The sequence below is a fragment of the Polaromonas sp. CF318 genome (assembly GCF_000282655.1).
Taxonomy (GTDB): Bacteria; Pseudomonadota; Gammaproteobacteria; order Burkholderiales; family Burkholderiaceae_C; genus Polaromonas.
In genome coordinates, this window is sequence record NZ_AKIV01000020.1 from 1 (window position 1) to 10,519 (window position 10,519).

11 protein-coding genes are annotated in these 10,519 nt (G+C 67.7%); 7 read left to right on the forward strand and 4 right to left on the reverse strand.

All coding sequences use genetic code 11. The features are described 5' to 3' along the window. Positions 1-846 (reverse strand): LysR family transcriptional regulator (locus tag PMI15_RS03100; RefSeq protein WP_007863549.1); only part of this gene is annotated, 846 nt, incomplete at its 3' end. A gap of 115 nt (positions 847-961) precedes the next feature. Here PMI15_RS03100 and PMI15_RS03105 point away from each other — a divergent pair. Genes PMI15_RS03105 through PMI15_RS03135 form a run of 7 tightly spaced genes read left to right on the forward strand, consistent with a single transcriptional unit; the run spans position 962 to position 6,470 of the window. Continuing rightward, a complete protein-coding gene (locus PMI15_RS03105) occupies positions 962-1,429 on the forward strand; it encodes a cupin domain-containing protein (RefSeq protein ID WP_007863550.1) in 468 nt (155 codons plus the stop codon). A 47-nt stretch (positions 1,430-1,476) separates the two neighbouring features. Beyond that, positions 1,477-1,944 (forward strand): carboxymuconolactone decarboxylase family protein, encoded by a 468-nt coding sequence (locus tag PMI15_RS03110; protein WP_007863551.1) that lies wholly within the window; start codon positions 1,477-1,479, stop codon positions 1,942-1,944. A 29-nt stretch (positions 1,945-1,973) separates the two neighbouring features. Continuing rightward, positions 1,974-2,720 (forward strand): SDR family oxidoreductase, encoded by a 747-nt coding sequence (locus PMI15_RS03115; RefSeq protein ID WP_007863552.1) that lies wholly within the window; start codon positions 1,974-1,976, stop codon positions 2,718-2,720. 13 nt (positions 2,721-2,733) lie between these two features. Beyond that, a complete protein-coding gene (locus PMI15_RS03120) occupies positions 2,734-3,228 on the forward strand; it encodes a cytochrome P460 family protein (protein ID WP_007863553.1) in 495 nt (164 codons plus the stop codon). A gap of 15 nt (positions 3,229-3,243) precedes the next feature. Beyond that, the gene (locus PMI15_RS03125) at positions 3,244-3,957 is read left to right on the forward strand and encodes a DUF4405 domain-containing protein (RefSeq protein ID WP_007863555.1); all 714 of its coding nucleotides are present in this window, start codon (positions 3,244-3,246) and stop codon (positions 3,955-3,957) included. Continuing rightward, the gene (locus tag PMI15_RS03130; RefSeq protein WP_007863557.1) at positions 3,954-5,378 is read left to right on the forward strand and encodes an MFS transporter; all 1,425 of its coding nucleotides are present in this window, start codon (positions 3,954-3,956) and stop codon (positions 5,376-5,378) included. Before PMI15_RS03125 ends, PMI15_RS03130 begins: the two co-directional genes overlap by 4 nt. Positions 5,379-5,426: 48 nt before the next feature. Further along, positions 5,427-6,470 carry an alpha/beta fold hydrolase gene (locus PMI15_RS03135; RefSeq protein ID WP_007863559.1) on the forward strand — a complete coding sequence of 348 codons (1,044 nt, stop codon included), beginning with the start codon at positions 5,427-5,429 and terminating at the stop codon, positions 6,468-6,470. Positions 6,471-6,495: 25 nt separating this feature from the next. Here PMI15_RS03135 and paoC read toward each other — a convergent pair whose 3' ends face one another. Genes paoC through paoA form a run of 3 tightly spaced genes read right to left on the reverse strand, consistent with a single transcriptional unit; the run spans position 6,496 to position 10,312 of the window. Then, positions 6,496-8,715 carry an aldehyde oxidoreductase molybdenum-binding subunit PaoC gene (paoC, locus tag PMI15_RS03140; protein ID WP_007863561.1) on the reverse strand — a complete coding sequence of 740 codons (2,220 nt, stop codon included), beginning with the start codon at positions 8,713-8,715 and terminating at the stop codon, positions 6,496-6,498. Further along, on the reverse strand, positions 8,712-9,668 hold the full coding sequence (locus tag PMI15_RS03145) for a xanthine dehydrogenase family protein subunit M (RefSeq protein ID WP_007863563.1): 957 nt from the start codon (positions 9,666-9,668) through the stop codon (positions 8,712-8,714). The genes paoC and PMI15_RS03145 overlap by 4 nt, the downstream gene beginning before the upstream one ends. Then, a complete protein-coding gene (paoA, locus tag PMI15_RS03150) occupies positions 9,665-10,312 on the reverse strand; it encodes an aldehyde dehydrogenase iron-sulfur subunit PaoA (protein WP_007863567.1) in 648 nt (215 codons plus the stop codon). Before paoA ends, PMI15_RS03145 begins: the two co-directional genes overlap by 4 nt. Between the last annotated feature and the right edge of the window lie 207 nt (positions 10,313-10,519).

Genomic DNA, 10,519 nt, shown 5'->3' on the forward strand with positions numbered 1-10,519 from the left:
CGGCTGCGCCGTGCGGCTGCCGTAGTAGACAAAAACGCTGGACGAGTCGGCGACATGTCTGGTCAGCAGCGGCACCAGGCGGCCGGCGCGTATGTGGGCGGCTGCGGCGATGCCGGTCAGGGAACCCAGCACATGGCCGGAGAGCACGGCCTCTGTTTCCATGACTTCGTCGTTAAAGCACATGGCCGGCACCACATGCTGGTCGACGATGGCGTCGGCAACTTTCACGCGCCAGGGGATGACCTGGCCGGTGCCGGGGCTGCGGAAGGCGCTGCATTTGTGGGGGCCCAGCGCGCCCAGGTTGTCGGGGGCGCCGTGTTCGCGCAGGTAGGCGGGGCTGGCGCAGATGATGAGCTGCAGCGGAAACAGCCGGCGAGCGACCACGCCTTCGGCGGCTGAACGGCCTATGCGAAAACCCACGTCGACGCGATCTTCGACCCAGTTGCCGATCCGGTCGTCCAGCGCGACCTCGGGCTGCACGGCGGGATAAAGGCGGCGGAACTCATCAAGCACCGGCCACAGCACGGGCACAAAGGTCGTGCGCGGCCCGACGATGCGCAGCGGCCCCGCGATGCCGCCCTTGGCCTGGCGCACCATCTCCAGCGCCTGCTGCATGCCGGTCAGCGCCGGCAGCGAAGCCTCGAGGAATTGCCGGCCTTCATCGGTGAGCGACATGCTGCGCGTGGTGCGGTGGAACAGGCGCACGCCCAGGTGCTGCTCAAGCTGGGCCAGGGCCTGGCTGGCGGCCTGCGGCGACATGCCCTGGGCCGCGGCGGCACGCCTCAGGCTGCCGAGTTCGGCCGTCTTGGCGAAGGTGGCGATGGAGCGCAGTTCATTGATGGGCATGGCGCCATTATCAACCTGCTATTGCCAATCCTTCAAGGAATTAGGGGCTAGTCCTATGCCGATGCGAGGCCTAAAGTTCAGCCTGCGCATGCAAGAAAGCCGAAAGGATTGCCCCATGAAAGCCCTCGCCGCGACCCTGGTGTCGCTCTCACTGACCGCCCCCGGCATGGCCCAGGAGGGCCAGCCGCTGAAAGTCACCCGCAACGGCAGCCAGCCTGCCGCCAAGGGGCCGGCCGAAAACTTCACGGGCGCCGTGCGTGTGGATTCGCGCTTCAGCGCCGAGGAGCCGGCCCGCCTGAGCGGCGGCCACGTCACGTTTGAGCCGGGCGCGCGCACGGCCTGGCACACGCACCCGCTGGGCCAGACCCTGCTGGTCACCAGCGGCGTGGGCCGGGTGCAGCGCTGGGGCGGGCCGGTGCAGGAGATACGGCCTGGCGACGTGGTCTGGATACCGCCCGGAGAAAAGCACTGGCACGGCGCTTCGCCCGGCAACGCCATGGGCCACTACGCGATCACCGAGCAGCTGGGCGGCAAGTCGGTCGACTGGCTTGAAAAAGTCTCCGACGAGCAGTACGCGCGCTGATCCCCCACCGCCCCACACCACCCCAAGACGTCAAAGGACAACACCGCATGAACACCTCCCAATCACTGGCCGCCTGGATTGCCAGCACCTCCGTCGCGGCGGCCGCCGCCCTGGCCGGCCCCTGCGCGCATGCGCAAACGCCGGCCCCCACGACACCTACGACACCCGCCAGCGCGCCGGCCGCGGCCCCGGGCGCGGCGGCGCCCCTGACACGCGCGCAGGGACTGTTCGGCGACATCAACCCCAAGCTCGCGCAGCTGACCGACGACGTGCTGTTCGGCGACGTGTGGGCGCGCCCCGGCCTGTCACAACGGGACCGCAGCCTGGTGACGGTGAGCGCGCTGATCGCACTGAACCGGCCCGACCAGCTGCGCTCGCACCTGCAGCGGGCCCGGGACAACGGCCTGACCGAGGCCGAACTGGTGGAAGCGATGACGCACCTGGCCTTCTACACCGGCTGGCCGAACGCCATCACCGCGAGCCTGGTGGCCAAAGAAGTCTTCAAGAAAAAGTAAGCAGGAAAGAAACAAAGAAAGCTCACTTCATGGACAAGAACATCCAGGGAAAAGTCGTGGTCATCACAGGCGCCAGCAGCGGCCTGGGCGAAGCCACGGCACGCCACCTCAGCAAGGAGGGCGCGACCGTCGTGCTGGGCGCGCGCCGCGTTGATCGCATTGAAGCGCTGGCGAAAGAGCTGGTGCAGGCCGGCGGCAAGGCGCTGGCCCTGGCTACCGACGTGACGCAGCCCGAACAAGTGAAGGCCCTGGTCGATGCCGCCGTGCAGGCCTACGGCCGTGTCGACGTGATGCTCAACAACGCGGGGCTGATGCCGCATTCGCCGCTGGAGCGCCTGAAGATTGCCGACTGGGACCGCACGATAGACGTGAACATCAAGGGTGTGCTCTACGGCATCGCGGCGGCGCTGCCGCACATGCAGCGGCAGAAGTCGGGGCAGGTCATCAACGTGTCCTCAGTCGCGGGCCACAAGGTGGGCACCGGCAACGCGGTGTATGCGGCAAGCAAAACCGCGGTGCGCGTGCTCTCCGAAGGCCTGCGCCAGGAAGTCAAGCCCTACAACATCCGCACCACCATCATCTCGCCGGGCGCGATTGCCACCGAGCTGCCCGGCAGCGCGACCGAGCCGGACGTGGCGGCCAACCTGCGCAAGTTCTACGACGCCTACGCGATCCCGGCCGAGGCCTTTGCGCGCGCGGTGGCCTTTGCCATCAGCCAGCCCGAAGACGTGGACATCAATGAAATTCTGTTCCGGCCCACGCGGCAGGAAGTTTGAGAAAGCCGTAACCATGAAGACGACACACCGCCGCCTCGCCCTGGGCCTTCCCGCCCTCTTCACCCTTCTCGCCTTCTTCGCTCTCACGCTCGCGGGCGGGTGGGCGATCGCCGAGAACAACCGCGTGACCTTCCCCGCCAACCTCGACAGCCTGGTGCACTACACCACCGTCAAGCGCGGCAACGTGACCGAACACATGCTCACCAGCCAGGCGGCGATAGACGCCGTCAAGAAAGGCCTGCCCGTGCCCAACGGCACGCACGTGGTGCTGGTCGACTACCGCGACAGCAAGGTGTTTCGCTACTTCGTGATGGAAAAGCGCGAGGGCTGGGGCGCCGACTACGAGCCCGCGCGGCGCACGGGCGACTGGCAGTTCCAGCACTTCAAGGCGGACAAGACCGTCAATATGAGCGAGACCACCGCGCGCTGCCAATCGTGCCACCAGGGCCGCGAAGACAAGCAGCACCTTTACACCTTCGGCGACCTTGAGCGTTTCAAGCCCCAATAAGCCGGGCCGCCTGCGATGAACAAAACCTTTTTGCTGCGGCTGGTGCTGGATGCCATCGGTGCCGGCCTGCTGCTGGCGGCGCTGGCGTACTACTGGCTGGACAACACGGCGCATGAGCTGATAGGCACGGGGCTCTTTCTGCTGCTCATGGTGCATAACGTGTTTAACCGGCGCTGGTACGGCGCCATCGCCAGGGCCCGCGCGCCGCACAGGCTGGCCGACGTGGTGCTGACGCTGTGCCTGCTGGCGGCCATGGGGGTGCTGCTGATCACCAGCGTCATGATCTCGCGCACGGTATTCAGCTTTTTGCAGCTGGGCGGCGGTTTCAGCGCGCGCCAGGTGCACCTGTTCGCCGCCTACTGGAGCCTGGCCCTTGTTTCCATCCACATCGGCCTGCGCTGGCAGAGGGTCATGCATGCGATGCGGAATATTTTTCACATCACCGGCCAAAGCGCCCTTCGCACGGCGGCCTTGCGCCTGGTTGCCGCGGCCATTGCCGGCTGCGGCCTGCAGAGCTCGTTTGTGATGGGTGTGGGCAGCAAGCTGGCCTTGCAGATGAGCCTGGACGGCTGGGACTTTGAGGCATCGGCGCCGGGCTTTTTCCTGAACTGGGCGGCTATTGCCGGGCTTTATATGTTTGTGGCGCACTACGCCATGGGCGCGGCCCAGGCCCTGCAGCGCAGAACGGCCGCCGCCCCCGCGCGGCCAGGCATGGAGGAAGGCGCATGAACACCGCGGTGGCCAAGGCGGGCGCGCAGGCGCTGCAGGGGCCGGATGCCTCGCGCCAGAATGCCGTTCTCCTGATCGTGCTCACGAGCTACCTGATGATCGTGCTCGATATTTCCATCGTGATCACAGCGCTGCCCAGGATACGCGACGGCCTGGGGTTTTCGGTGACGGGGCTGTCGTGGGTGCAGAACGCCTACACGCTGGCCTTTGGCGGCTTGCTGCTGCTGGGCGCGCGGGCCGGGGACATCCTGGGCCGGCGCGCGATGTTCATCAGCGGGCTGGGCTTGTTCACGGCGGCCTCCGCGGCCATTGGGCTGGCGGCCTCGCCGGCCTGGCTGGTGGGCGCGCGCGCGGTGCAGGGCGTGGGCGCGGCCATCCTGGCGCCGTCCACGCTGTCGCTGCTGACCAGCAATTTCCCGGAAGGCCCGCAGCGCACGCGCGCGCTGGGCTACTACGGCGCGACGGCCGGCATTGCCGCCAGCGCGGGCCTGGTGCTGGGCGGCATCCTGGCCGATCTGATCTCCTGGCGTGTCGGCTTCTTCCTGAACCTGCCCATAGGCCTGGCGCTGATGTGGGCGGCGCGCCGCCACATCGCCGAAACACCGCGCCGCTCGGGCGAGCTGGACCTGGCGGGCGCGGTCAGCTCCACGCTGGGCATGGTGGCGCTGGTCTACGGCCTGGTCCATGCGGCGGGCGAAGGCTGGGGCGACGCCTTCACCGTGGCCCCTCTCGCGGCCGGCTCCGTGCTGCTGGCGTTTTTTGTCTGGAACGAATCGCGGGCGCGCCAGCCCATCATGCCGCTGCAGCTGTTTGCCAGCCGCGAGCGCAGGGGCGCTTATGCGGGCCGCCTGCTGTTCCTGGGCGGGATGATCGGCTTCTGGTTTTATTCGACGCAGTTCCTGCAGGAGGTGCTGGGCATGCGGCCGCTGCAGGCCGGCATCGCCTTCCTGCCCGCGACGGTGGTGAACTTCGCCGTGGCGCTGGCGGTGCCCAGGCTCACGCGGCGCTTCGGCAACGGTCGCCTGCTGGCCGGCGGGCTGTTTGTCTCGGCCCTCGGCATGGCCTGGCTGGGCCAGGTGACGGCCGACACGGCCTACCTGACGGGCGTGGCCCTGCCCATGCTGCTGGTGGGCGCGGGCCAAGGCGCGACGCTAAGCCCGCTGACCGTGGCGGGCGTGGCCGGTGTGGCGCCTGAAGACGCGGGCGCCGCCTCGGGCCTGGTCAATGTGACGCACCAGCTCGGCGGCTCGCTGGGGCTGGCCATGCTGGTGGTGGTGTTTGCCAGCGCCGCCGGCAGCAGCGGCCATGACCGCGCCGGCATGGCCCACGGGATCGCGGCGGCCCTCATGGCGGGCGCCGTGCTGCTGGCGCTCGCGCTGGCGGTTGTGTTGTTTTGCATCGTCCGGCGCCCCGGGCGCTGAAGCCGGCCATTTTTCATTCACTCCCTTTCATCCTCAAAAAGGCTCACCATGAAACTCTTCAACGCGATCTCACTGCTCTCCGCGGGCATTCTCTGCACGGCGTGTTCCACCACGGGTGGCGGCGGCAAGGCCGAGCCCCTGGCCATCCAGCAACAGGGGAGTTTTGCCGTGGGTGGCACCACCGTGACCGATGCCGACGGCAAAACCTTCCACGGCGACCACGCCTATGTGTCCTACCAGGTGCCGGTGAAGGCCCGCAAGTTCCCGCTGGTGCTGTGGCATGGCGCGGGGCAGTCCTCCAAGAGCTGGGAAACCACGCCAGACGGCCGCGAGGGTTACCAGAACATCTTTTTGCGACGCGGCTACAGCGTCTACCTGGTCGACCAGCCGCGCCGCGGCCGGGCCGGGCGCAGCACGCAGCCCCTCACCATCAACCCCGCGCGCGACGAACAGGCTTCGTTCAACATCTTCCGTCTTGGCATCTGGCCCAAGCTGTTCCCGGGCGTGCAGTTTTCGCAAGAGGCGGCGGCGATGGACCAGTACTTCCGCCAGATGACACCCAACACCGGGCCTTTTGACCTGGAGGTGAATTCGAGCGCGGTCGCCGCGCTGTTCGACAAGATAGGCCCGGCCGTGCTCGTGACGCACTCACAGGGCGGTGGACCGGGCTGGTTCACGGCCGCCAAGAGCGCCAATGTGCGCGCCATCGTGGCCTATGAGCCGGGCAGCAATTTCATCTTCCCGCAGGGCGAGGTGCCGGCGCCCATGCGCAGCGCCGGCGACACGCTGGAAGCCGTGGGCGTGCCGATGGCGCAGTTCATGCCGCTCACACGCATCCCCATCACCATCGTCTACGGCGACAACATCCCGGACGCACCCATGACCAACGCCGGCCAGGACCAGTGGCGCACGCGGCTGGCCATGGCAAAGTTGTGGGCTGCGGCTGTGAACCGGCACGGTGGGAATGTGACGGTTGTCCACCTGCCCGAGCTGGGCATACGCGGGAATACGCACTTCCCCTTCTCTGATCTCAATAATCTGCAGGTTGCTGAGTTGATGGCGAAGTTTCTTGAGAGGAATGGATTGGATTGAGGCCGGAACAAGACCGGCCAAAAATTCAAACCACGCTTGGCAAGCGATCCAGAAGCTTATCCAGCGTAACCGGATAATCCCGCACCCTCACCCCGGTCGCGTTATAGACCGCATTGGCAACCGCAGCAGCAATCCCACAAATCCCAAGCTCGCCGACGCCTTTGGCTTTCATGGGCGAAGACATCGGATCGGTTTCATCCAGAAAGATCACCTCCTGGTGCGGGATGTCGGCATGCACCGGCACTTCATAACCGGCGAGGTCGTGGTTGACGAAGAAGCCGTGGCGCTTGTCGACCGCGAGTTCTTCCATGAGGGCGGCGCCCACGCCCATGGTCATGGCGCCTATGACCTGGCTGCGTGCGGCCTTGGGGTTGAGGATGCGGCCGGCGGCGCAGACGGCGAGCATGCGGCGCACGCGGATCTCGCCGGTGGCGGCGTCGACGCCGACTTCGACAAAATGCGCGCCAAAAGTCGATTGCTGGTATTTTTTGTCGAGGTCGCCGTATTCCATGAAGTCTTCGGCGACCAGGCCTTTGTCGCCGGCCATTTGGGCCACTTGGGCAAGCGGCACGGCGCGGTCGGCGACGCGCACCATGCCGCCTTCGAAAACAGCCTCCAGCGGCGTGAAGCCTGCGTTGGTGGCAATGGTTTCGCGCAGCTTCATGCAGGCTGCATAGACGCCGGAGGTGGCGCTGTTACCGCCCCACTGCCCGCCGGAGCCGCAGGACACGGGGAAGTCCGAGTCGCCCAGGCGCACCAGCACTTTCTCCAGCGGCACGCCCAGGGTTTCGGCGGCGGTCTGGGCGATGATGGTGTAGCTGCCGGTGCCGATGTCGGTCATGTCGGTTTCCACGGTGACCACGCCGTTCTTGTCGAGCCGCACGCGCGCGGCCGACTTCATGAGCAGGTTGTTGCGAAAGGCCGCGGCCACGCCCATGCCGACCAGCCAGCGACCGTCGCGCAGCTGCGCGGGCTGCGGTTTGCGCCGGTTCCAGCCGAAGGTTTCGGCGCCCAGGCGCAGGCATTCAATGAGGCGGCGCTGCGAAAAAGGCCGCCCGGCCTGTTCGGGGTCGACCTGGGTGTCGTTGCGCACGCGAAATTCAATCGGGTCCAGGCCGAGTTTTTCGGCCATCTCGTCCATGGCGATTTCGAGGGCCATCATGCCGGGCGCTTCGCCGGGCGCGCGCATGGCGTTGCCCTCGGGCAGGTCCAGCACGGCCAGGCGCGTGGCGGTGAAGCGGTTGGCGCTCGCATACAGCAGGCGTGTCTGGTTCGCCGCGGTTTCGGGCTGGCCTTCGGGCAAGTCGCCGGACCAGCTTTCATGGCCTATGGCGGTGAGCTTGCCGTCGCGGCCCGCGCCCAGGCGTATGCGCTGGAGGGTGGCCGGCCGGTGCGTGGTGTTGTTGATCATCAGCGGCCGCTGCAGCGCGACCTTCACGGGCCGCCCGGCCGCGCGCGCGCCGAGCGCGGCCAGCAGCGCATCGGCGCGCACCCAGAGCTTGCCGCCGAAACCCCCGCCGATAAAGGGCGAGACCAGGCGCACATTCGCCTTAGGGATGCCCAGCGTGGCGGCCATGTCGCCCACGCTCCAGTCAATCATCTGGTTGGCCGTCCAGAGCGTGAGCTTGTCGTCCTGCCAGGCGGCCGTCGTGGCGTGCGGCTCCATCATGGCGTGCGACTGGTCGGGTGTGCTGTAGCTGGCGTCGAGCTGCACCGGCGCCGCGGCGAAGGCACCCTCGAAGTCGCCGATCCTCGACTCCGGCGCGCCGCCGAAGTCCGAGGCTTTGGCCAGCGGGGCCGAGGCTTTTTCCGCGGCCAGGTCGAACTTGCCGGGTGCGCGCTCGTATTCGACGCGCACCCGCTGCGCGGCGGCCCGCGCCTGCTCGAAGGTCCTGGCCACGACCAGCGCGAGCGCCTGGTGGTAGTGGTCTATCTCGGGGCCGCCCAGCAGTTTGGCGGTGTTGAACTTGCCCTTGCCGAGCTTGCCGGCGTTGCGCGCGGTGACGATGGCCAGCACGCCGGGCGAGGCGCGCGCGGCGTCCAGGTCCATGGAGGCGATGCGGCCCTTGGCAATGCCGGCGCCGACGATGTAGCCATAGGCCGGGTCTTTCACCGCGTCGTGGCGCTCATAGGCATAGGGCGCGCCGCCGCTGGTCTTGAGCGGGCCGTCGATGCGGTCGGTGGGTTTGCCGATAACCTTGAGCTGGTCAATCGGGTTGCGGGTGGCGGGGGTGTCGAACTTCATGCGGCGCTCCTTGCCTGGGCCAGCACGGCGGCCAGCGTGCGCTCCACCAAAGTGAGCTTGAAGGCGTTGTCGTGTGTGGGCTGGGCGCCGGCGAGCAGGCCTGCCGCCACGGCTTTCGCGCTCTGCGGCATCGCGGCCTCGGCGGCTTCAACGCGCCAGGGTTTGTGCGCCACACCGCCCAGCGCGACGCGGCCCGAGCCGTCACGCTGCACCACAGCGGCCACGGAGACCAGCGCGAAGGCGTAAGAGGCGCGGTCGCGCACCTTGCGGTAGCTGTGCGTGCCGCCCGTCGGCCTGGGCAGGTTGACCGAGGTGACCAGCTCGCCGGGCTCCAGCGCGGTCTCGACGTGCGGCGTGTCGCCGGGCAGGCGATGGAAGTCGGCAATCGGAATGACGCGCCTGGCACCGTCGGGCTTGACGGTTTCCACCGTGGCGTCGAGCACGCGCATGGCCACGGCCATGTCGCTCGGGTGGGTGGCGATGCAGGCCTGGCTGGCGCCGATGACGGCGTGCTGGCGCGTGATGCCGCCCAGGGCGCTGCAGCCGCTGCCGGGCTGGCGCTTGTTGCAGGCCTGGTCGGTGTCGTAAAAATAAGGGCAGCGCGTGCGCTGCAGCAGGTTGCCGGCGGTGGTGGCCTTGTTGCGCAGCTGGGCCGAAGCGCCGGCCAGCAGCGCGCGCGACAGCACGCCGTAGTCGCGCCGCACGCGCTCGTCGGCGGCCAGCGCGGTGTTGCGCACCAGCGCGCCTATGCGCAGCCCACCCTCGGGCGTGGCTTCTATCTTGTCGAGGGCCAGGCCGTTCACGTCGACCAGGTGGGCCGGCGCCTCGATCTGCAGCTTCATCAGGTCCAGCAGGTTGGTGCCGCCGGCGATGAACTTGGCGCCGGGGTGGCGCATGACGGCAGCCGCGGCCTCGGCCGGGGTGCGGGCGCGCTCATAAGTAAAGGGTTTCATGCCGCCGTCCCCCCGGCCACTTCGGTGATGGCCTCGGCGATGTTGGAATAGGCGCCGCAGCGGCAGAGGTTGCCGCTCATGCGTTCGCGCAGCTCATCGGCCGACAGCACGGGGCGCGTGGTGAGGTCGGCGCTCACGTGGCTGGGAATGCCGCGGCGCATTTCGTCCAGCATGCCGACGGCCGAGCAGATCTGCCCCGGTGTGCAGTAGCCGCACTGGTAGCCGTCATGCTTGACAAACGCGGCCTGCATGGGATGCAGGCTGCGCGGCGTGCCCAGGCCTTCGATGGTGGTGACCTTGGCGCCCGGGTGCATCACGGCCAGCGTGAGGCAGGCATTGATGCGCACGCCATCGACCAGCACGGTGCAGGCGCCGCACTGGCCGTGGTCGCAGCCTTTTTTGGTGCCGGTCAGGTGCAGGTGTTCGCGCAGGGCGTCGAGCAGCGTGGTGCGGGTGTCGAGGTTCAGCGCGTGCGCCTGGCCGTTCACGTCGAGGGTGACGCTGGCCGTCGGCACAGAGCCGGCGCTGGGAGAGGATTCATTCGCGGCCATGGCGTCTTTCGGAAGTGAAGCGGCGGCCGCCGACGCGGCGCCCGCGATCAGAAGGCCTCGCCGGGATACGGTGAGGGGGTCGGAACTGTTCATGGGGGTTCACCTTTTGATTAAACCAGCAAGGAGGCAGGCCAGCAAGGCAAACCACGAGCATCGGCGTGGAAGAAAAATCAGCTTGTAGGACAGCAACGCACGGGATCGTCGGCGGATAAATCCATATGAATCCCTATCCGCAGATGACGCAGATTGACGCAGATGAAGACAAAACGCGATGAGGAATCGTGTGGCCTGTACATGGGG